The organism is Candidatus Pseudothioglobus sp. Uisw_041, assembly GCF_048087625.1.
Taxonomy (GTDB): Bacteria; Pseudomonadota; Gammaproteobacteria; order PS1; family Pseudothioglobaceae; genus Pseudothioglobus.
This window is the reverse complement of the sequence record NZ_CP159805.1, coordinates 1,074,589-1,095,662: the sequence shown is the minus strand read 5'-3', so window position 1 is coordinate 1,095,662 and position 21,074 is coordinate 1,074,589. Positions and strand designations below refer to the sequence as shown.

The following is a 21,074-nucleotide window of genomic DNA, read 5'->3' as shown; positions in this document are numbered from 1 at the left end:
AACTTTTAAGAAGCTTTTTCATCAGAATTTTCTGACTTTTTTAAATCAGGCTTAATTGAAGATTTTTCATCAGAATTTTCAGATTTTTTAATTGATGCTTTTGTAGGAGCCTTTTTGACTGGTTTACGGGTTGTTTTTTTAGTCGGCTTCGCTACAACATTCTCAGTCGGCTTCGCTACAACATTCTCAGTCGGCTTCGCTACAACATTCTCAGTCGGCTTCGCTACAACATTCTCAGTCGGCTTCGCTACAACATTCTCAGTCGGCTTCGCTACAACATTCTCAGTCGGCTTCGCTACAACATTCTCAGTCGGCTTCGCTACAACATTCTCAGTTGGCTTCGCTACAAGATTCTCAGTTGGCTTTTGATTAGAATTTGTCGTATTTTTTTGGTTTCTATTTCTATTTTGATTTCTATTTCTATTTTGGTTTGGATTGTTCTGATTAGCCTTAATATTATTAGCTTCATTAGAGCTATTTTTTTGAGATTCACCAGTTCCACTTTTTTGATTTTCTTGTGTATTTTGATTTTGGTTTCTATTTCTATTTTGGTTTCTATTTCTATTTTGGTTTCTATTTCTATTTTGATTCCTGTTTTGTGGCCTACTAGTTTTTGACTCAGTAGCTGTTTTTTTATCTGAAGAGAATATTTCAGATAATTTACTCATAAATGAGACTTTCTTTTCAGGCATCTTTGTTGATGGGTGATTAGAAGAAACAGCAGGAATATCAGGCTTATCAATATAATTTATTATATTTGGATTTTCTTGAGGTTTAGAAACTCCTTGAAAGCTCTTGTGATGAGCGTTATTATCACCCTTTTGTTTGTTCATCGTGAAATGAGGAAAGTGCATATATTGGTTTGGAAGAAGAGTGATTTTAATATTGTGTTTATCTTCCATTTCAATTATATTTTGCCTCTTCTCATTAAGTAAATAAGTTATCACTTCAACGCTGGATTGAATTGTTATGTCATCACCATTTTTATTTGAATTTAAGTTGTCTTCTAGTTGACGAATAATTCTTAATGATAGCGAAGGAATAGTTGGATTTGTTCCGCTACCATTACAAATTGAGCAGGTTTTTCCTGTCGATTCTGCAACAGAGTTCATTAGTCTTTGGCGTGATAGCTCTAAAAGGCCAAATCTTGATATTGAGCCTATTTGAACGCGAGCCCTATCATTTGCCGTAGCTTTTTCCATTAACTTCTCAATAGCTGTTCTATTGGATTCTGAGGCCATATCAATAAAGTCAATTACCACTAGTCCACCAATATCTCTTAATTGAAGTTGCAACGCAATTTCTGATGCAGCGTCTAAGTTTGCCTTATAGGCAGTATCCTCAATACTTGTCCCCTTTGTTGCTCTGGCAGAGTTGATGTCTATTGCAGTTAATGCTTCTGTAGGGTCAAAAACAATAGTTGCCCCAGATCTCAAGGCGACCTCTCTATTAAAGACGCTCTTAACTTGAGACTCTATACTCATGTGAGCAAAAAGAGAGTGCTCTGTAACATCAAAGAATTTAATCTTGTCTAAGTAATGCGGCATTACAAAGCTAATAAAGTCTCTTGCTTTTTGATAGGTCTCCAAGTCATCAATTATGACACTATCAGTATCTTCTCTTAAAAAGTCACGCAAAGCTCTAACAGTTATATCACTTTCTTGATAGATTAAAAAAGGATCCTCTTGCTTTTTAGTTGCAGTTTTAATAGATTTCCAGAGTTGAGTTAGGTGGTCTATTTCCCATTGAAGTTCACTAACACCTCTTCCAGCACCCTCAGTACGAATTATAAGTCCAGAATGCTTAGGAACATTAAGGCTCGGCAATAAGTTTTTTAAATCTTGACGATCTGAGGCGCCAATTTGTCTTGAGATGCCTGAGCTTTTAGGATTGTTTGGGGTTAGTATCATGTAAGCACCAGCTAAATTAATGAAGGTACTAAGGGCAGCGCCTTTGTTGCCACGCTCCTCTTTTTCAACTTGTATGATAATATCTTGCCCTTCTTTAAGGACATCACTGATAGTTAATTTGTCGCCTTTAGGCTTAATACCATCAGAAAAGAAAGGAGAAATCTCCTTAAAGGGTAAAAAACCATGCTTATCTTTGCCATAGTTAACGAAAGCAGCTTCTAAAGATTGCTCTACTCGAGAAATCTTTGCTTTGTATATGTTGCCCTTAGTCTTTCTATTGAGGCTTGTCTCGATATCAAGGCCAGTAAGCTTTTGGTCCTTGACGATTGCAACTCGAATTTCTTCTTTGTGGGTTGCGTTGATTAAAATGTGATTCATTATGAAGTCCTATAATATCTGGACTATTGAGCACGTACAAAGCATCAATACTTACGTATTGAATGGGAATAAAGGTTTGATTAATAAAATTCATCAATTACTAAATAAGGTTTTGTATGTGACTTCAATAAGCCCATAAAAAAATTAGTTCGTTACAATAGTTCTATTTTTTAGTTTGAAATAATTGTAAAAAAATTCTTGTTAGTCGAAAAAAAATGATCGACAAACAAATTATACCACATTAAGACTAAGGGGATTTGTTTACTGATTGAGTGTACGACCACCATCGACATTAATTATTTGGCCCGTTAGGTAATTAGAGTTTGCTAAAAAAAGCACTGTATCTGCAATATCTTGAGGTGATCCTTGTCTTTTAAGAGCTATTCTTTCAAGCATAATACTTTTGTCTAACTCAGAAATTTCTGCTCCTTCTTGTGGCCATAAGATCGAGCCAGGTGACACTCCATTTACCCTGATAGAGGGAGCAAGTTCTTTAGCAAGGGTTAGGGTAAGCATTTTTAGGCCTGCTTTTGAAATATTGTAGACCGAATGTTTTTTGAGTGGTCGGTCTGCATGAATGTCAATGATATTTATTATTGACCCCTCGCTAGAGTTGAGCTTTTGACTTAGTCCCTTTGATAGAAAGAAGGGCGCTTTAAGATTAACATCTAATATATTATCCCAATTCTCAGAGTCGCTCTCGTCTACTGATAAAGGATAAAAGACAGATGCATTGTTAACTAATAAGTCTATCGATTCTATCGATTCAATAATTGTGTTTATAGAGTCAATATTATTAAGATTGCCAACTACTACCTTGGCTGATTTTTCTTTTAAAAGGTTAAGCTCATCACAAAGTAATTGAGCTTTGTCTTTTGATTGATTGCAATGAATAATTATATTAAAGTCATTGTTGTGAAGTGTTTTTGCTATTTGAGCTCCAATTCGAGCCGCTCCACCAGTAATTAAGGCTGTTTTCATAGGTTTTTATTAGTTAATTAAATTGATTAAGTAAAATTTGTTTTTGAGGGAATAAGGTTGATTCACAGTATAAAATAATTTCTAATATGAACCTTCAAGATATTATATCTAAAACCATTAAAGATAATAACAAACCCATTGGTTTTGATGTGTTTATGAATCTTGCCCTATACCATTCTGAGTTTGGCTATTATCGATCAAATAAAACACTATTTGGTCGTTATGGTGACTTTATAACAGCTCCCGAAACTTCTGACTTATTTGGTTATACGATTGCAAGGCAGTGCAATCAGGTTCTTGATAGTGGTGACATTCTAGAGTTTGGAGCTGGAAGTGGAGTGCTTGCCGCTCAAATTCTTTTTGAATTAGGCAGGCTAAGCTCACTTCCTGGTAAATATTATATTATTGAATTAAGTGCTCAGCTTAAAAACAAACAGATGCAGAATATTAAAAAAGTTTTGCCTGAAATCTTTAATCGGGTTGAGTGGCTAACTGAGCTGCCAAAGGATTTTAAAGGTGTTGTTATTGCTAATGAAGTCCTTGATGCTATTCCTGCAAAAAGAATAACTTTCTCTGAAGGCTGTTTTGTAGAATTAGGAGTTGATTTTCAAAATGAGAATTTTCAATGGAAGAAATTTACGCAGCCTTATGTGAGCACTGGAACATCTCTTCCTGATCATATAGAAGAGGGATACACTACTGAAATAAATGTTCAGTCTATCGCTTGGATTAAGTCGCTTTATGACTTTATTTCTGAGGGAACAGTTCTATTAATTGATTATGGTATGGATAAATCTGAATATTTTCACTCTCAGCGAAATGACGGAACTCTTAAGTGTTTTTTTAATCATGAGTCAAGTGACGATCCTTTTTGTAATATTGGTTATCAAGATATAACAACATCGGTTAATTTTTCAGATATTGCTGAAAGTGCAGTTGATGCTGGTTTTGAAATTTCTGGATATTGCACACAAGCGATGTTTTTAATTTCTTTAGGTATTGAAAAGTATCTACTGGATGAAAAGGATAATGAAATTAGAGTCAAACTAGCTCAAGAGGTTAAGCAACTAGTTTTACCAGGGGCAATGGGTGAGGTTTTTAAAGTGATGGCTTTATCTAAAAAACAATCAGTAAAATTAGATGGTTTCAAAGAGCAAGATCTTACCAATAAGCTTTAAAATCAAGAGATGGATATTACTCAAACAATTACTCTAGCTTTAATACAAGGGTTTACTGAATTTCTGCCCGTATCTTCATCGGCGCATCTAGTAATACTTCCAAAATTCTTAGATTGGCCAGATCAAGGACTAGCTTTTGATGTTGTTCTTCATTTTGCTACTTTATGTGCAATTATTTTTTACTATCGTTCTTCATTGGTGTCTTTGACAAAGGACTTTTATGACTCAATTGCAACCAGAAAAACGCAAGGAGAGTCAATGCTTGCCTGGGGTATTATTTTAGGAACAATACCAGTTGGCATTGTGGGTTTATTATTTAGAGAGTCGATCGAGTTAAATTTAAGAAGTTACCAAGTAGTAGCCTTTGCAACTATGTTCTTTGGACTTCTGTTAGGTTTCTCAGACTGGCTACATCGAAAATTTCAAAAAAGTAGAGAGTATATTCGTGGCTCTGATATCCTAATTGTGGGCTGCTTTCAAGCCCTAGCGTTAATTCCTGGAACGTCTCGCTCAGGCATAACTATTTCTGCGGCTTTGCTAATTGGCCTTTCAAGAACTCTATCAATAAAGTATGCATTTCTTTTATCTATTCCTGTTATTGCGCTTGCAACTTTATTAAAAACTTTTGACTTGGTAAAAGACACAAGTCAAGTCGATTGGAGCCTTCTTTTTATTGGATTTGTAGTTACTTTAATTACTTCATATTTCACAATTGTCTTTTTTATTCGACTGGTTGAAAGAATTGGGTTTTTACCATTCGTCATTTATAGAATTCTTTTAGGAGCATTATTATTTCTACTTTAACGCCACAGCCTATTTACCGCAAAGATTATGAACCAAGCTCTCATCTCATAAGAACAACAGAGCTTGATTTTGACCTTGGCGATAATGAAACAATTGTTTCATCGCGAATTTCTTTTTATAAAAATCCGGATAGCAATAAAAAAATTGATAAACTTTTTTTAAATGGTGAGTCTCTCGAGTTAATATCAATAAAAATTGAAGGCTTAAGTCTTAACTATGAGCAAAAAGATGATGGCTTATTTCTAATAAATCCGCCTGATAACTTTATTTTAGAGGTGAAGGTTCGAATTCATCCTGAAAGCAAAACCGATCTGAATGGCTTGTACCAATCCAGTGGAAATTTCTGCACACAATGTGAGGCAATGGGCTTTAGGCAGATAACATACTATCTTGATAGGCCAGATGTATTGAGCGTATTTACTACTAAGATAACAGCTAACAGAGACCATTATCCAGTACTTCTTAGTAATGGAAACTTGGTCAATGAGAGTACTTCTCAGGTTATTTGGCATGATCCAACGCCAAAACCTTGTTATCTGTTTGCTTTAGTTGCAGGAAAATTAGATTTCCTTCAAGATAGCTTTGTAACTTCAGCGGGAAGGATGGTTGACTTAAGGCTATATGTTGAGCCTCATAATATGCATAAAACTTCTTTTGCAATGGAGTCCCTTAAAAAATCATTTAAATGGGAAGAGGAGAGGTTTAACCTTTCTTATGACCTGGATATCTACATGATTGTCGCAGTTGATGATTTTAATATGGGCGCTATGGAGAATAAGGGCCTTAATATTTTTAATTCAGACTGTGTTCTTGCCAATCAAGAAACCTCAACAGATGCTAGTTTTATAAGAATTGAGTCTATTATTGGCCACGAGTATTTTCATAACTGGACTGGAAATAGAGTAACTTGTAGGGACTGGTTTCAGCTAAGTCTAAAAGAAGGACTAACTGTTTTTAGAGATCAAGAGTTTTCTTCTGATCTTCGTTCTAGAGCAATTCAAAGAATTACTGACGTTAATGAGCTTAAAACAAGGCAATTTGCTGAAGACTCTGGACCAATGGCTCATCCAGTAAGGCCAGAGTCGTATATTGCAATGGATAATTTTTATACTGCAACGGTTTATGAGAAAGGTGCAGAAGTCATTCGAATGATTCATACAATTTTGGGAGAAGAGGGCTTTCAAAAAGGGATGACTCTCTATTTTGATCGTCATGATGGCACGGCAGTTACGATAGATGATTTTGTTGCAAGTATGGCTGATGCTAATCATTTTAATTTTGATAATTTTATGTCTTGGTACAGTCAGTCAGGAACACCTGAAGTAAGTGTCGATGATGAGTATAACTCTGAGCTAAATATTTATAGTGCTACTTTTACTCAAAAAAATCAAACAACACCTTTTCTAATTCCAAATAAATTTGGATTATTAGCAGATGATGGTAAAGAGATCGAGACAGGAATGATCTTGATTGATGAACTTGTAAAAACTATTTCATTTGAAAATATTAAGAGTAAGCCAACACCTTCTTGGTTTAGAGGTTTTTCAGCGCCCATTAAGTTTGACTCAAATCTTTCACTCAGTGAGAAAATTTTTCTTTCATCAAATGATAGCGATCCATTTAATCGCTGGGATAACGCTCAAAGCTTATGGCTGGAATATATCCTCAACCCAGAGCATGTTGAAGAAAAAGAATTGTTTAGTATGATTAAAAATCTTTTTGATAAAGATTCTGATTTTGCACTCCTTTCTGAAATGATAAGTTTACCTGCAGAGCAAATCATTCATCAACATGTTGGTCAAATTGACGTACAAGAAGTAAGTCATAAACGTAAAAAATCTAGCCTCTCTATTGCAAATAACTTTAAATCACTTTTTCTAGAAACATATAAAAAATTAAACTATATAAAAGTCTTTGATTTATCTTCTAAGTCAGTTGGTGAGAGGGCTTTAAAAAACAAATGTTTAAGTTATTTGTCTCAGCTAGGTGAGTATGATTTAGCATATGCACAATATAATAATGCAGATTGTATGACAGATCAATTTAGCGCTTTTCAGTGTTTATTAGACTCCTCAAACCCTTATCGTGATGAGGTTATTTCTAGATTTTATAAGCAGCATAAGTCGGATGTACAGGTAATGGATAAGTGGTTTAGCGCTCAATGTGCCTCATCTATTATTTCTGTTGCAGATATTAGAAAACTTATGAAGCATGAATTATTTTCAATGACTAATCCAAATAGAGTGCGATCCGTAATTGGATCTTTTAGCCGAAATAGTATTCAGTTTCATTGTAAAGATGGCTACCAGCTTTTAACTGAAATAATTATTAAGTTGGATGGTATGAACCCTCAAATTGCAGCAAGGTTTGTGGGTATTTTTAATCACTGGAGGCGATTTACAAATAAGTATTCTGCACTTCAAAAGAATGAGCTTAACTCAATTATAAGTCAAAAAAAGTTGTCAGACGATGTCTATGAAATTGTTCATACTTCCTTAAAAGAGGGTAACTAATGTCTTACTTAAAGGCTAAACACTTATCTGATCTTCTTGTTTCAAAAGGATTGACCATTTCGGTTGCTGAGTCTTGTACTGGAGGCTCATTATCAAGCTCTTTGACTTCAATTTCAGGAGCATCCTCATATTTTAATTGTGGCTTTATTACTTATAGCAATCAATCAAAAATTGATATGCTTGGAGTTAGTCCTGAATCTATTGAGATGTATGGCGCTGTAAGTGAAAAAGTTGCTCATGAAATGGTTAAAGGGGCTGGTCAAAGATCACATAGTAATTTAGCTGTCTCAATAACTGGTATTGCTGGTCCTTCAGGGGGCTCTGCATCAAAACCAGTTGGTATGGTTTGTCTTGGTTTTTTCTTTGATGGAAGCGTAACAACAACTACTCAATTTTTTTCAGGCTCTCGATCAGATATTGTTTCACAGAGTGTTACTTTTGCTTTGGTTGAACTGTCTTTAATAATCTCATGAACTCTTCTTTAGTTTCTATAGCACCAATGATGGACTGGACTGATAGACATTGCAGATATTTTTATCGATTGCTCAGTAAAAACACTCAGCTCTACACAGAAATGATAACTGCAAAAGCAATTTTGAATGGCGATAAAAACCGTTTGCTTGACTTTAATGCAGAAGAAAATCCCCTGACACTTCAGCTTGGAGGAAGTGACCCTTTAGAAATGGCGAAGTGTGCTCTCATAGCTCAAGAGTGGGGTTATGATGAAGTTAATATAAATGTTGGATGCCCATCAGATAGGGTCCTTTCAGGAAGTTTTGGTGCTTGCTTAATGAAAGAGCCAGATTTGGTTGCCTCATGCGTTGAAAGTATGATTGACAATTGTGATATTCCTGTGACAGTTAAAAGCCGAATTGGAATTGATGATATGGAGAGTTATGAGCAGCTTTCAAATTTTATAATGCGCATTCATAACAAGGGCTGTCAGCACTTTATAATTCATGCCCGTAAGGCATGGCTTCAAGGCTTAAGTCCAAAAGAAAACCGAACTATACCGCCTTTAAATTATCCTTGGGTCTACCAGTTAAAGAAAGATTTCCCGCAACTAAAAATAACTATAAATGGTGGCATTGAAAATTGTAATGAAGTTAAAAATCATCTTGATTATGTAGATGGAGTAATGCTTGGTAGGTCTGTCTACCATAATCCATTTTTATTAAGAGAAATAGATGTATCGATTTTTGGCAACAATAAAAACTCTTTTAGCCGTGAGCAAATTTTAAAAAAATACATGAATTACATAAAGCAGCAAATTAAAATTGGAGTCCCAATAAGATCAATGACTCGTCACATATTGGGCCTTTATCATGGCGAAAGTAATGCCAAGCTGTTTAGAAGATTGTTAAGTGGTAAGACTGTAGAGCTAGAGCATTTAAATGATTGGTTGGCTTTTAAAAAAAATAGTTCAACTGAGGTTAAAAGTGTTTGATAGTTTGGTAAAATTTTTTTAATAAAAATTCTTTATATAATTTTATATGGCAGGAAATAATTTCGTAGCAAGCATAGATATTGGTACTGAGAAGATTGCTCTTCTTGCTGCTGATATAGAAGATGCAGGCCATCTAAGAATTGTTGCACATAATTTTTGCTCCTCTGATGGAGTTAAAAAAGGCTCATTATTTTCTATTGACTCTCTTGCAAGAGTACTTACAAATTTAATTGAGCAAACTAAAAAAGATTTTGGTTACAAAGTTGAATTGGCTCGCATTAATATTTCAGATACTCATTTAACATGTTCTGATGGGAAGGGGAAGGTTTCAATAAATGAATCTGTTACGTTAAAAGATTTAGATTCTGTTCTTGAGTCTGCAATGGCAAAGTCAACCCCAACCAATAAAGAAAAATTACATATTATAAAAAAGAAATTTACAATTAATGAAAATTTGGTGGTTGATAATCCTATTGAGATGGAAGCAGATGTGCTGGAGTCTACAGTTCACATTGTGACTGTTTCTAGTTCTAGTATTAGAGGTATTGAGCGCTGCTTAGAGCAGAGTGACCTTGCGGCTGAAAAAATTGTCCTTAATTCTATTGCTAAGTCTCATGCAGTTCTCTCACAAGAGGATAAAGATAGTGGTGTTTGTCTTGTTGATATTGGTGCTGGAGTTACAAGTTATTCGGTTTTTGGGGATGAGGGAATAATTCGAAGTGGAGTAGTAGCCTCAGGAGGGGACGAGATTACCCATGAAATTGCTTACGCATTTGACACTTCATTTGAAGAGGCAAAAAGACTTAAAGAGAATTACGGGTCTGCAAAATCATCAACTCTAAAAGAAGATAAATTGATTCGTTTCACCCAAAATAAAGAAGAGCACCATCTCTCTAGTCTAGAGCTTTCAGAAGTTATTGAAGAGGCATATAGAGCAATTTTTACATTATTAAATAATGAATTAAAGCACCATAACTTAAATGGCATTATCAAGTCTGGTTTTGTTTTATGTGGTGGCGGGGCGCAAATTAATTCTATTTTGGAACTTGTACGTGATTTTTTTTCTAAAAGAGTTAAGATAGGTCAAATCCAGCGCTCAAAAGTTTCTGGCTTAGAAACAATTCTCACGGACTATAAATATACAGGCGCAATAGGTCTCTTATTGCACGAGGAAGATTTGAGTAATAATAAGCTTGCCTCGTCTAAAACCGACCAAAGTGTTATTGATAAACTAACAAAAGTTTTTGTAGGAAAATTTTGATTTATGGTTAAGCAAAGAACAATTAAAAAAATAGTGAAAGCTCGTGGTGTTGGTATTCATAGTGGCAAGCTTGTTAACTTAACATTAATTCCAGCTGAGGCTGATCATGGAGTAGTTTTCAAAAGATTAGATGCTGGAGGGAGGCAAGTTCATGCGCATAGCGCTTTTGTTAATGAAGTTGTTTTATCTACTGGACTTGAAAGCCAGGGCGTTAAAGTTTCAACTATTGAACATTTAATGTCAGCACTTTCTGCCCTGGGTGTCGATAATCTATTAGTTGAGTTAGATTCTTTTGAGGTACCAATTATGGATGGGTCATCAGCACCATTTGTTTTTTTAGTTCAGTCAGCTGGTATAGAAGAGCAGGAAGCATACAAAAGGTTTATTGTCATTAAAGATACTATCAGAGTAGAGAATGGACAATCATGGGCTCAGGTTTCACCTCATCATGGCTTTAAAGTATCGCTAGAGATTGATTTTGAACATAAAAAAATAAAAGAAAGTGGGCAAAAATTAACAATAGATTTTGCCGAACAATCTTATCTTAAAGAGATATCACGTGCAAGAACATTTGGCTATGAAAGAGATGTTGAAATGCTTCAAAAGCAAAATCTTGCACTAGGAGCTAGCATTGATAATGCAATAGCGCTCTCAGATAATGATATTCTAAATGAAGATGGTATGAGGTACCACAATGAGTTCGTTAAACACAAAATTTTGGATATAGTTGGAGATCTTTTTTTACTTGGTGGAAATGTTATTGGGCACTATGAGGGTTATAAGACTGGTCATATGCTTAATGATCAGTTGCTGTCTGCAATATTATCTCAACCTAATGCATTTAAAATTGAAACTTTTGAAGAGGGCAAATCTCCAATACATTACTACTCAGAAGATTGGCAAAACGATCTATAGATTGTAACTAGTATTGCTAATATTTTTTAGAATAATAAATCCCATTTTTCAGCGCCTTAAAAGCAAAAACTGCTAAAAACGAAGTCTTTTTACTTTTGATTCTTTGGGTATAATCAAAAACTTTTAAATTACAGTTATTAGTAATGAAATTGAATGGTGCTGAAATTCTTATAGATTGTTTGCAGAAAGAAGAGGTGGAGTATGTTTTTGGCTACCCCGGCGGAGCTGTACTTCATATATATGATGCCTTAGAGGCGCAAAATAAGATTAGCCATATATTAGTGAGGCATGAGCAAGGCGCTGCTCATGGTGCTGATGGCTATGCAAGATCTAATGGTAAGCCTGGTGTTGTTCTGGTAACCTCAGGCCCTGGAATTACTAATGCTGTCACAGGTATTGCTACTGCTCATATGGACTCTATACCGATGGTTGTTATTTCTGGTCAAGTCCCTTCACCATTAATTGGAATGGATGCTTTCCAAGAAGTTGACGCAACTGGAATTACACGCTCATGTGTTAAACACAATTTTCTTATTAGAGACATTAGTGAAATTGCTTCTACTGTTAAGAAAGCTTTTCATATTGCCACTACAGGAAGACCTGGCCCTGTTGTAATTGATATTCCTAAAGACATAACCATTGCTAAGATGGAAGTTGAAGAATATCCTGCAACTATTGAGATGCGTTCATATAAGCCAACTGTTAAAGCTAGTGATCGCCAAATCAAAAAAGCCGCAGAAATGCTAGCTAACTCGAAAAAGCCTATTCTTTACGCTGGTGGTGGGTGCATTATTGGAAATGCTTCTAAAGAACTTCGTGAATTTACGCGTATGGTTGGATTCCCAATTACTCAAACTCTTATGGGCTTAGGTACTTATCCAATGACTGATAAGCAGTCCCTTGGAATGCTCGGGATGCATGGCACTTATGAGGCTAATATGGCAATGCATGGCTCTGACTGCGTTGTTGCTATTGGTTCTCGATTCGATGATAGAATTACAGGAAATTTAGAAAAATTTTGTCCTACTGCAAAATTTATTCATATTGATATTGATCCATCACAAATTTCAAAGAATGTTGTAGCTGATATCCCAATTGTGGGACAAACGAAGCAAGTTCTTCAGGCTCTAATTGATCAGATGAAAGATAAAAAACTTGAGGATATTTCTAGTTGGTGGGCTCAAATTGAAGAATGGAGAAAGGTTGACTCCTTAGCTTATAAAAAATCTCCTGGAGTTATTAAACCTCAGACAGTAATTGAAATGCTCTATGAGGTTACCAAAGGAAAAGCAATCGTTACTTCAGATGTTGGACAACATCAGATGTGGGCTGCACAGTATTATTTATTCGATGAGCCTAGGCAATGGATTAACTCGGGTGGTCTAGGAACAATGGGGTTTGGGCTTCCAGCAGCTATGGGGGCTAAACTTGCAATGCCTGATAAAGATGTAGCATGCGTTACGGGTGATGGTAGTATTCAGATGATGCTTCAAGAGCTTTCAACAATGCTTCAATATTCGACGCCAGTAAAAATAATTAATCTTAATAATGGCTATCTCGGAATGGTGAGGCAGTGGCAAGAGTTTTTTTATGAAAAGCGTTACGCAATGTCTTATATGGATGCTTTACCTGACTTTGTAAAGCTTGCAGAAAGTTATGGTCATATGGGAATAAGGGTTGAAAAAGAAGAAGATTTGAAACCTGCGCTTATTGAGGCATTTAATCAAAAAGAACGAACAGTTTTTCTTGATATTGTGACGGATCCATCTGAGAATGTATTCCCAATGATTCCTGCTGGTGGTGGACATAGTGATATGTTGCTTGCAGGAAGAGATGAAATGGTTTCAAAAGATGAAACTGACTTTAACGCGGTATAGTTTATGAGACATATTATTTCAGTGATACTAGAAAATGAGGCTGGAGCGCTTTCAAGAGTTGCTGGTCTTTTTACTCAGCGAGGCTTTAATATTGAGTCTCTTACTGTGGCAATAACAAATGACCCAAGTTTATCTAGAATGACCATTGTTTCTTCAGGAAGCGATAGAGTTTTAGAGCAAATTGTTAAACAACTTAATAAATTAATCGAAGTAGTTAAGGTTAGCGATTTAACTAGTCAGGATCATGTGGAGCGAGAATTATTATTGGCCAAGATTTCTTCAAGCTCAAAAGAGGGCGCTAATATAAAAGAATTGGTAGAAATTTTTGGCTGTAAGGTTGTTGATGTTACAGATAAAGTCTACACCATAGAGGTTTCTGGAAAGACAAAGAAAATTAATGCATTTTTGGATGCTTTTGATCCTTCAAGCATTATTGAAATTTCAAGGACTGGGGTCACCGGGATTTCCAGAGGAAAAAAATTAATTTAAATTTAAGGACAAAAAATGAATAGATATTACGATAAAGACGCGGACCTTTCAATCATTCAAAGTAAAAAAGTTGCAGTTATTGGCTATGGCTCTCAAGGCCATGCTCAAGCAAATAATCTAAAGGATTCTGGTGTAGAAGTTGTTGTTGGCCTTAGAGAAGGCTCATCTTCGGCTACTAAAGCTAAAGAGGCAGGATTAGGCGTTATGTCTGTTGAAGAGGCGAGTGCTTGGGCAGATGTTATTATGTTATTGGCTCCGGATGAGTTTCAAGCTAGTATTTATTCAAAAAATATTGAGCCTAACTTGAGACAGGGGGTTGCTTTAGCTTTTTCACACGGCCTTAATATTCATTTTGATATGATTGTTCCAAGACAAGACTTAGATGTAATTATGATTGCTCCAAAAGCACCTGGACATACTGTTCGCTCTGAGTTTGTCAAAGGTGGAGGTATACCAGATCTAATAGCAATTGAGCAGGATGCAACAGGTAATGCTAAAGAAATTGCTCTTTCATATGCTTCAGCAATTGGTGGAGGAAGAACTGGAATACTCGAAACGAGTTTTAGAGAAGAAACTGAAACAGATTTATTTGGTGAGCAAGTGGTTTTATGTGGAGGAACTACTGCTCTTGTCCAAGCTGGATTTGAAACACTTGTAGAAGCTGGATATGAGCCAGAAATGGCATATTTTGAGTGCCTTCATGAATTAAAGCTTATTGTTGATTTATTGTATGAGGGTGGTATTGCAAATATGCGTTACTCAATTTCAAATACCGCTGAATATGGTGATGTTACTCGAGGACCAAGAATAGTAACTGATGAAACAAAAGCTGAAATGAAGAAAATTTTAAGTGAAATACAAAGTGGTGATTTTGCTAAGGAGTTTATTAAAAATGTTAGTGATTTGCCTGGTCGTCGTGATGTTCAGCGCAAACACCAAATTGAAACTGTTGGTGAGAGCTTGCGCTCAATGATGCCGTGGATTGCAAAAAATAAATTAGTAGATCAGACTAAAAACTAATTAATTTTTGATATTGTCAGCTTTATTTTAATTAGCAATGACAGAACAAAAACCAAGAAATAGAGGAATCTACATATTGCCAAGCGTATTAACAACGTTTGGCTTGTTTGCTGGGTTTTATTCTATCATTGCATCTATTAATGGTGACTTTACAATCGCAGCAATTTCAATAATGGTTGCCATGTTATGGGACACGTTAGATGGGCGAGTAGCTCGGTTAACAAATACTCAAAGTGCTTTTGGCGCGGAGTATGATTCTTTAGCTGACCTTGTTTCTTTTGGCTTGGCTCCAGCTCTTCTGGTTTATTTATGGGGTTTTTCTGGATTAGGAAGATTTGGCTGGCTTGCAGCCTTTGTTTATTTAGCTTGCGCTGCTTTACGTCTTGCTAGGTTTAATACGCAAGTAGGCTCTGCCGATAAGCGCTATTTTCAAGGGCTGCCTTCACCAGCTGCTGCGGGCGTAATAGCTACAATGATATGGCTTAAAATTTGGGCATTTGCCTTCTTTGATTCGGACGTCATTTCAATAGGTTATATAGGCTACTATCTTGGCGCTGTAATAACAATTATTTGCGGACTTCTTATGGTTAGTAATGTTCGGTATTACAGTTTTAAAGAATTGGATTCAAAGAAAGCTTCATTTCGTTTTCTTTTAGCTATTGTTCTTAGTTTAATTGTGCTTCTTTATAAGCCTAATATTGTTTTATTTACTGGATTTTTTCTATACTTGCTCTCAGGTCCATTTATTACTATTATTGGCATTAATAAAATGCGCATTGAGAAAAAAAAGATTAAGACAACTTAAGTTGCTTTATAATCTTCACTTATGATTAAGAACCTTAATTCAATCACATTACTTTCACTAAGCAAGCTCTTTGCTTTGTTGCGATTATTGCCGTAAGGCAATAATAATCATAATAGACGAAAGTCTATCACTAAAATTTAAGATAAAATTCGTAAAATAAAAAGGAGCAATTAATGTCCGAAAAACTAATAATTTTTGATACAACACTTAGAGATGGAGAACAATCACCTGGTGCATCTATGACCAAGGATGAAAAAGTTCGTATCGCTAAAAGTTTAGAAAAAATGAGAGTTGATGTTATTGAAGCTGGTTTTGCAATTGCATCTCAAGGTGACTTTGAAGCTGTTCAAGCAGTTGCTAAAGCCGTGAAAGATTCAACAGTGTGTTCATTAGCAAGGGCTCTTGATAAAGATATTGATCGCGCAGGAGAATCTATTAAAGGTGCAAATTCTGCTCGAATTCATACTTTTATAGCAACCTCTGATATTCATATGAAGATGAAGCTAAGAATGACACCTGATGAAGTTGTCACTCAAGCAATTCGCTCTGTTAAAAGAGCAACAAAGTTTACTGATAATATTGAGTTTAGTCCAGAAGATGCTGGTCGTTCAGATATTGATTTTCTCTGCCGAATAATTGAGTCAGCTATTAATGCTGGAGCAACAACAATTAATATTCCAGATACAGTTGGTTACAATATACCTCATCAATTTGGTGAAACAATGAGAGAATTAATTGAGAGAATTCCAAATTCTGATAAGGCAATTTTCTCTGCACACTGTCATAATGATTTAGGTCTTGCAGTTTCTAACTCACTTTCTGCAGTTTTAAATGGCGCAAGACAAATTGAATGCACTATTAATGGGCTTGGAGAAAGAGCTGGGAATACCTCTCTTGAAGAGGTTGTAATGGCTGTTCGAACTCGGCAGGATGTATTTAGGCTAGATACAAATATTGATGCTACAGGTATTCTTGCTGCCTCTAGATTAGTATCTTCCATTACTGGGTTTGTTGTTCAACCAAACAAAGCTATTGTTGGAGCTAATGCTTTTGCGCATGAAGCTGGAATTCATCAAGATGGAGTCCTTAAGCATAGAGAGACCTATGAAATCATGAGGGCAGAGGATGTTGGATGGAATCAGAATTCATTAGTACTTGGGAAACATTCTGGCCGGAATGCTTTTAAAGCTAGACTTACAGAATTAGGTATTGATTTTGATTCCGATGAAGCGCTAAATGATGCTTTTTCTAGATTTAAAACCTTAGCTGATAAAAAGCATGATATTTTTGATGAAGATCTTCAGGCTTTGGTTTCAGATGCCCAAACTGAGTCATCTGAAACAATTCACTTGATTTCACTCAAAGTATCTGCTGAATCTGGGAAAGAGAATACTGCAGATGTAACACTGTTGATAAATGGTGTTGAGCAAAGTGCTTCAGCTAAAACATCTGGTGCAGTTGATGCCACGTTTAACGCAATACTTTCATTAGTTGATATTGATCCAAAGCTTCAATTGTATTCTGTAACAAATGTAACTCAAGGAACCGACTCTCTTGGAGAAGTCAATGTTCGTTTGGAGCATGAAGGGAAAATTGTAAATGGACAGGGGGTTGATACAGATATTATTACTTCATCCGCTAAAGCATATGTCAATGCTCTTAACAAAGTAATGACAAATGTTGAGAGAGCTCATCCGCAGATTTGAGTATGCAGTTAAGAAATAAATATCTTGAAGCTTTAGGAATTCCAGATTTTCTCTATTCAAAAATTGAGTTAAACAAATCTCCTGAGCAGCCTATAAAGCTTTTAATTGTAGAAGTAGGGGCTCAAGACTCATTTTGCTCAAAAGGCGACAGTCAAAACCTGTTAATGAAAATGCTTGAATCTATCAGTTTCAGTATTAAGAATGCTCAGCTTGTTTCACTTAAAAAAAACCTTATTGATGAGTATATAAAAAATAATCCATCAGAGGTTGTAATGGTAATGGGCTCTTCTTATGAGTCAAATAAATCAGCTCTTTTTTTAATGCATCACCCAAGAGATATTTTAAAGAATCCAACTCTTAAGCGTGAATCTTGGGAGATTTTAAAAAAGGTTAAACAATGTCTCAAATAGACTATTCGCTTAACTCATATAAGAGACCGAAGCTAGAGACTCCTAATGGTGAAAAAAGACTATTAATGCACTCATGCTGTGCCCCTTGTGCTGGAGAAATTATGGAGGCTTTGGCCGCATCAGAAATTGAGACAACAATTTTTTTCTATAATCCAAATATTCATCCTTTTGAGGAGTATGAGCTTAGAAAAGAAGAAAATATTCGCTTTGCAAAAAAACTTGGGATGCCAATTATTGATGCAGATTATGATCGTGATGAGTGGTTTTCGAGAACAAAAGGCCAAGAGAATGAGCCAGAAAGAGGAGAGAGATGTTCTACTTGTTTTGATATGAGGTTTCAAAAAACAGCTAAATATGCCTCTGAAAATAATTTTGATATTATTTCTTCAACACTTGGAATTTCTCGCTGGAAAGACATGAAGCAAATTAATGACTCAGGTGCCAGATCTTCTGAGCCACACAATGTTCCCTATTGGGATTTTAATTGGCGCAAACAAGGAGGATCTTCTAGGATGCTTGAGGTATCCAAAAAAGAAAACTTCTATCAGCAGGAGTATTGTGGATGCGTCTATTCACTTAGAGATACTAATAATTGGAGAATCTCAAAGGGTAGAGAAAAGATTGAAAGAGGTGTTAAGTTCTATCAGGAAGCTAAGTTAAAACTATCTCAACTAGATTAGTCTTTAATCAGATACAGTAATAGTGATTTCTGAACATGTAGTCGATTTTCAGCTTCACTCCATACAACACTCTGTTCTCCATCAATCACCTCTGCACTTACCTCTTTGCCTCTATAGGCTGGAAGGCAGTGCATAAATATTGCATCATCTTTAGCCTGATTCATCAATTTTTGATCAACTTGAAAGCCCTTAAACGCTGCTTCTCTCTGTTTTATTTCTAATTCTTGTCCCATACTAGTCCAAACATCAGTAACAATAATGTCGACGCCTCTGCAAGCATCATTAGGATTTGTAAAATAACTGATATTTTTTTTATATTTTTCAATAAAATCATCAGATGGTCCATAACCAACTGGAGTTGCAATCGAAAGGTCAAAGTCAAATATTGCTGCAGCTTGCATATATGTCTGACAAACATTGCAGCCGTCACCAATCCATGCTATTTTTTTACCTTTGATTGAGCCTTTATGTTCTTGATAAGTCATTAAGTCGGCAAGTATTTGGCAAGGATGAGATTCGTCTGAAAGAGCGTTAATAACTGGCTTACTTGAATGCTTTGAAAACTCAACTATATCTTCATGTGAGGACATTCTTAGCATTATTGCATCAACCATAGAGCTAATAACTATAGCGCTATCAGTAATTGGCTCACCTCTTCCTAGTTGTATATCTTTTTCAGAGAGAAAAAGTGACTGTCCACCAAGCTGCGTCATTCCTGCTTCAAATGAAACTCTAGTTCGGGTAGAGGATTTATCAAAAATCATTGCTAAAGTTTTGTTTTTAAGGGTTTCATTTATAAGTCCAGATTTATGCTCTTTTTTAAGCAAGATAGCTCGATCTATAATTCCTTGTAAATCATTTTGAGAGAATTGGTCAAAATCGATGAAATGATTGGGCATAGTTATTCCTAAATAGTAATTAGTTTTATAATCTTATTGATCAAGATATCAATTTCTTTTTTAGATATTATTAGTGGCGGCAGCATTCTAATAGAATTACCAGTGATGTTTATTAATAGCTTGTCTTCTAAAGCCTTTTGAGTAAGTTTGCTGCAATCAATAATATTTTCATCAAGTCCAATACCAATCATCAGGCCTTTGATCCTTAGCTCCCTTACCACACTATAACTCATTATTTTGGACTTAAATTCTGACTCAAAATATTGACTCATTTTCATTACGTTATCAAGAATTAAGTCATTCTCAAAGACGTCAAGAACACTTGAAGCTACGCCCGTTACTAGTGGGTTACCTCCAAAGGTTGAGCCATGAGTTCCTGGAGTTAGCATCTCAGCAGCTTTACCTTTGGCTAGGCAAGCTCCAATTGGAACGCCGTTACCTAAGCCTTTTGCAAGGCAGAGAATATCAGGAGTAATTTTGTTGTGTTGGTGAGCAAAAAGCCTTCCTGTTCTTCCCATTCCTGCCTGAACTTCATCAAGAATATAGAGCCATTCATTTTGTTCACAAAGTATTTGGACTTTATTTAAGTAATCTGATTGAGGAATTATAACTCCAGCCTCTCCTTGCACAGGTTCAAGCATGACAGCAACTACATCTTTATTTTTACTGTATTTATTAATAGCATCAATGTCATCAAAGTCAACATGAACAAACTCACTCATTAGTGGAGCAAAACCCTCTTGAACTTTGCTTTGACCTGTTGCAGAAAGAGTTGCCATTGTTCTTCCATGAAAACCTTTATTTGCAGTTAAAACAATTGGATTATGAATATTTTTAGAGCGTGCATACAGCCTAGCAATTTTAATGGCAGCTTCATTCGCTTCAGCTCCAGAGTTTGAAAAGAAGGCTTTGTCCATATTAGCAAGTTGACATAGGCGTGTTGCCAGTTTTTCTTGGTTTGCAATGCGGTAAACATTTGAGGTGTGAAGTAGTTTTTTTGACTGATTGACTATACTCTTTGTAATTGCTGGATGAGAGTGGCCAAGGTTCACTACGCCAATGCCTGAAAGTGCATCAAGGTATTCATATCCAGATGTATCAGTTAACCAACAGCCACTCCCTTTTACAAAGGTAACCTCGAGTGGGTAATAGTTAGACATTAAGTTTGACATAAAAAAATTCCAGTTAATAAATAAAAAAGCCCCATAATGGGGCTTTTGAATCTAAGTTATTTGCCAGATTAAGGCAAATTAGCCACCATTAATAAATAAACTTGAAGACAAGATCTTCGAGAAATATAAGGTTTTATTCGGCGTGATTCAGATAACATTTCAATATTCAGTAAAACTCAAAAGATTAATTATATCCTAATTTCTTTACTCATACTTTCTGTAATTTGCTTAATAAAAAAGATAAAAAAGTCCAATAGTATGATCAATTTATGACACAATATGGCTGCAAGAAACACAATTTTATTTCATTAATCTAAGGAGTAAAAATGCAACTTAACCTTTCTGGTCATCATCTTGATATTACATCTTCTATCAGGCAGCATACGAGTGATAAACTCACAAAAATAAAGCATCACTTTGATAATGTTATGAATGTTAACATGATTTTAGAAGTGCAAAAAGATCTTCAAAAAGCCGAAGCAACTATTCATGTTAGTGGGGCTGATTTATTTGCAAAAGCCCAAAGTAGCGATATGTATGTTTCTATTGATCAACTAATTAATAAGCTTGATTCTCAAATAATCAAGCATAAAGAAAAACTACATAACCACAGAGCTTAGCTTATATAA

The 21,074-nt window shown here is 35.5% G+C and carries 19 protein-coding genes; 15 read left to right on the top strand and 4 right to left on the bottom strand.

Features of this window, described 5'->3' with window-relative positions; translation table 11 throughout:
- Positions 1-5: 5 nt before the first annotated feature.
- On the bottom strand, positions 6-2,288 hold the full coding sequence (locus tag ABXT44_RS05515; RefSeq protein ID WP_416686253.1) for an Rne/Rng family ribonuclease: 2,283 nt from the start codon (positions 2,286-2,288) through the stop codon (positions 6-8).
- A 261-nt stretch (positions 2,289-2,549) separates the two neighbouring features.
- On the bottom strand, positions 2,550-3,269 hold the full coding sequence (locus ABXT44_RS05510) for a pteridine reductase (RefSeq protein ID WP_416686252.1): 720 nt from the start codon (positions 3,267-3,269) through the stop codon (positions 2,550-2,552).
- An 86-nt stretch (positions 3,270-3,355) separates the two neighbouring features.
- On the opposite strand from ABXT44_RS05510, the gene ABXT44_RS05505 reads away from it, so the two are divergent.
- The 14 genes from ABXT44_RS05505 to ABXT44_RS05440 all read left to right on the top strand — a co-directional run bounded on the left by ABXT44_RS05505 (position 3,356) and on the right by ABXT44_RS05440 (position 18,374).
- Complete coding sequence (locus tag ABXT44_RS05505) at positions 3,356-4,447, top strand: class I SAM-dependent methyltransferase (RefSeq protein WP_416686251.1); 1,092 nt, start codon at positions 3,356-3,358, stop codon at positions 4,445-4,447.
- Positions 4,448-4,456: 9 nt separating this feature from the next.
- Positions 4,457-5,251 (top strand): undecaprenyl-diphosphate phosphatase, encoded by a 795-nt coding sequence (locus ABXT44_RS05500; RefSeq protein ID WP_416686250.1) that lies wholly within the window; start codon positions 4,457-4,459, stop codon positions 5,249-5,251.
- Positions 5,239-7,764: an aminopeptidase N gene (gene pepN, locus ABXT44_RS05495; protein WP_416688447.1), complete on the top strand. Its 2,526-nt coding sequence runs from the start codon at positions 5,239-5,241 to the stop codon at positions 7,762-7,764. Before ABXT44_RS05500 ends, pepN begins: the two co-directional genes overlap by 13 nt.
- A complete protein-coding gene (locus tag ABXT44_RS05490; protein ID WP_416686249.1) occupies positions 7,764-8,237 on the top strand; it encodes a CinA family protein in 474 nt (157 codons plus the stop codon). The genes pepN and ABXT44_RS05490 overlap by 1 nt, the downstream gene beginning before the upstream one ends.
- Positions 8,234-9,211: a tRNA dihydrouridine(20/20a) synthase DusA gene (dusA, locus tag ABXT44_RS05485; RefSeq protein ID WP_416686248.1), complete on the top strand. Its 978-nt coding sequence runs from the start codon at positions 8,234-8,236 to the stop codon at positions 9,209-9,211. The genes ABXT44_RS05490 and dusA overlap by 4 nt, the downstream gene beginning before the upstream one ends.
- A 46-nt stretch (positions 9,212-9,257) precedes the next feature.
- Positions 9,258-10,472, top strand: a complete 1,215-nt coding sequence (gene ftsA / locus ABXT44_RS05480) for a cell division protein FtsA (protein ID WP_416686247.1) — start codon at positions 9,258-9,260, stop codon at positions 10,470-10,472.
- Positions 10,473-10,475: 3 nt separating this feature from the next.
- Positions 10,476-11,387, top strand: a complete 912-nt coding sequence (gene lpxC, locus ABXT44_RS05475; protein ID WP_340188208.1) for a UDP-3-O-acyl-N-acetylglucosamine deacetylase — start codon at positions 10,476-10,478, stop codon at positions 11,385-11,387.
- A gap of 143 nt (positions 11,388-11,530) precedes the next feature.
- Positions 11,531-13,264, top strand: coding sequence for a biosynthetic-type acetolactate synthase large subunit (gene ilvB, locus ABXT44_RS05470; RefSeq protein WP_416686246.1), 1,734 nt, complete (start codon positions 11,531-11,533; stop codon positions 13,262-13,264).
- Between the two features lie 3 nt (positions 13,265-13,267).
- Positions 13,268-13,753: an acetolactate synthase small subunit gene (gene ilvN, locus ABXT44_RS05465; RefSeq protein ID WP_271558636.1), complete on the top strand. Its 486-nt coding sequence runs from the start codon at positions 13,268-13,270 to the stop codon at positions 13,751-13,753.
- Between the two features lie 15 nt (positions 13,754-13,768).
- Positions 13,769-14,773 (top strand): ketol-acid reductoisomerase, encoded by a 1,005-nt coding sequence (ilvC, locus tag ABXT44_RS05460; protein WP_416686245.1) that lies wholly within the window; start codon positions 13,769-13,771, stop codon positions 14,771-14,773.
- A 37-nt stretch (positions 14,774-14,810) separates the two neighbouring features.
- Entirely contained in the window at positions 14,811-15,578 is a 768-nt protein-coding gene (gene pssA / locus ABXT44_RS05455) for a CDP-diacylglycerol--serine O-phosphatidyltransferase (protein WP_416686244.1), read from the top strand.
- A 173-nt stretch (positions 15,579-15,751) separates the two neighbouring features.
- Positions 15,752-17,284 carry a 2-isopropylmalate synthase gene (locus ABXT44_RS05450; RefSeq protein ID WP_416686243.1) on the top strand — a complete coding sequence of 511 codons (1,533 nt, stop codon included), beginning with the start codon at positions 15,752-15,754 and terminating at the stop codon, positions 17,282-17,284.
- Between the two features lie 2 nt (positions 17,285-17,286).
- The gene (locus tag ABXT44_RS05445) at positions 17,287-17,694 is read left to right on the top strand and encodes a hypothetical protein (protein WP_416686242.1); all 408 of its coding nucleotides are present in this window, start codon (positions 17,287-17,289) and stop codon (positions 17,692-17,694) included.
- Positions 17,682-18,374, top strand: coding sequence for an epoxyqueuosine reductase QueH (locus tag ABXT44_RS05440; protein WP_271537570.1), 693 nt, complete (start codon positions 17,682-17,684; stop codon positions 18,372-18,374). The genes ABXT44_RS05445 and ABXT44_RS05440 overlap by 13 nt, the downstream gene beginning before the upstream one ends.
- Here the strand turns inward: ABXT44_RS05440 and argF are convergent.
- Both argF and ABXT44_RS05430 read right to left on the bottom strand, forming a co-directional pair.
- Complete coding sequence (gene argF, locus ABXT44_RS05435) at positions 18,371-19,273, bottom strand: ornithine carbamoyltransferase (RefSeq protein WP_416686241.1); 903 nt, start codon at positions 19,271-19,273, stop codon at positions 18,371-18,373. The genes ABXT44_RS05440 and argF overlap by 4 nt on opposite strands.
- An 8-nt stretch (positions 19,274-19,281) precedes the next feature.
- Complete coding sequence (locus ABXT44_RS05430; RefSeq protein WP_416686240.1) at positions 19,282-20,445, bottom strand: aspartate aminotransferase family protein; 1,164 nt, start codon at positions 20,443-20,445, stop codon at positions 19,282-19,284.
- Positions 20,446-20,771: 326 nt separating this feature from the next.
- Here ABXT44_RS05430 and hpf point away from each other — a divergent pair, with 326 nt between their 5' ends.
- Positions 20,772-21,065: a ribosome hibernation-promoting factor, HPF/YfiA family gene (gene hpf / locus ABXT44_RS05425; RefSeq protein ID WP_271537573.1), complete on the top strand. Its 294-nt coding sequence runs from the start codon at positions 20,772-20,774 to the stop codon at positions 21,063-21,065.
- Positions 21,066-21,074 lie beyond the last annotated feature (9 nt).

What these genes read in the sequence shown, in the direction of transcription:
- ABXT44_RS05515 (WP_416686253.1), bottom strand. Translation starts at nt 2,288, where the DNA reads ATGAATCACATTTTAATCAACGCAACCCACAAAGAAGAAATTCGAGTT.
- ABXT44_RS05445 (WP_416686242.1), top strand. Translation starts at nt 17,287, where the DNA reads ATGCAGTTAAGAAATAAATATCTTGAAGCTTTAGGAATTCCAGATTTT.
- ABXT44_RS05510 (WP_416686252.1), bottom strand. Translation starts at nt 3,269, where the DNA reads ATGAAAACAGCCTTAATTACTGGTGGAGCGGCTCGAATTGGAGCTCAA.
- ilvN (WP_271558636.1), top strand. Translation starts at nt 13,268, where the DNA reads ATGAGACATATTATTTCAGTGATACTAGAAAATGAGGCTGGAGCGCTT.
- ilvC (WP_416686245.1), top strand. Translation starts at nt 13,769, where the DNA reads ATGAATAGATATTACGATAAAGACGCGGACCTTTCAATCATTCAAAGT.
- argF (WP_416686241.1), bottom strand. Translation starts at nt 19,273, where the DNA reads ATGCCCAATCATTTCATCGATTTTGACCAATTCTCTCAAAATGATTTA.
- ftsA (WP_416686247.1), top strand. Translation starts at nt 9,258, where the DNA reads ATGGCAGGAAATAATTTCGTAGCAAGCATAGATATTGGTACTGAGAAG.
- pssA (WP_416686244.1), top strand. Translation starts at nt 14,811, where the DNA reads ATGACAGAACAAAAACCAAGAAATAGAGGAATCTACATATTGCCAAGC.
- lpxC (WP_340188208.1), top strand. Translation starts at nt 10,476, where the DNA reads ATGGTTAAGCAAAGAACAATTAAAAAAATAGTGAAAGCTCGTGGTGTT.
- ilvB (WP_416686246.1), top strand. Translation starts at nt 11,531, where the DNA reads ATGAAATTGAATGGTGCTGAAATTCTTATAGATTGTTTGCAGAAAGAA.
- ABXT44_RS05440 (WP_271537570.1), top strand. Translation starts at nt 17,682, where the DNA reads ATGTCTCAAATAGACTATTCGCTTAACTCATATAAGAGACCGAAGCTA.
- ABXT44_RS05505 (WP_416686251.1), top strand. Translation starts at nt 3,356, where the DNA reads ATGAACCTTCAAGATATTATATCTAAAACCATTAAAGATAATAACAAA.
- ABXT44_RS05500 (WP_416686250.1), top strand. Translation starts at nt 4,457, where the DNA reads ATGGATATTACTCAAACAATTACTCTAGCTTTAATACAAGGGTTTACT.
- hpf (WP_271537573.1), top strand. Translation starts at nt 20,772, where the DNA reads ATGCAACTTAACCTTTCTGGTCATCATCTTGATATTACATCTTCTATC.
- ABXT44_RS05490 (WP_416686249.1), top strand. Translation starts at nt 7,764, where the DNA reads ATGTCTTACTTAAAGGCTAAACACTTATCTGATCTTCTTGTTTCAAAA.
- ABXT44_RS05430 (WP_416686240.1), bottom strand. Translation starts at nt 20,445, where the DNA reads ATGTCAAACTTAATGTCTAACTATTACCCACTCGAGGTTACCTTTGTA.
- ABXT44_RS05450 (WP_416686243.1), top strand. Translation starts at nt 15,752, where the DNA reads ATGTCCGAAAAACTAATAATTTTTGATACAACACTTAGAGATGGAGAA.
- dusA (WP_416686248.1), top strand. Translation starts at nt 8,234, where the DNA reads ATGAACTCTTCTTTAGTTTCTATAGCACCAATGATGGACTGGACTGAT.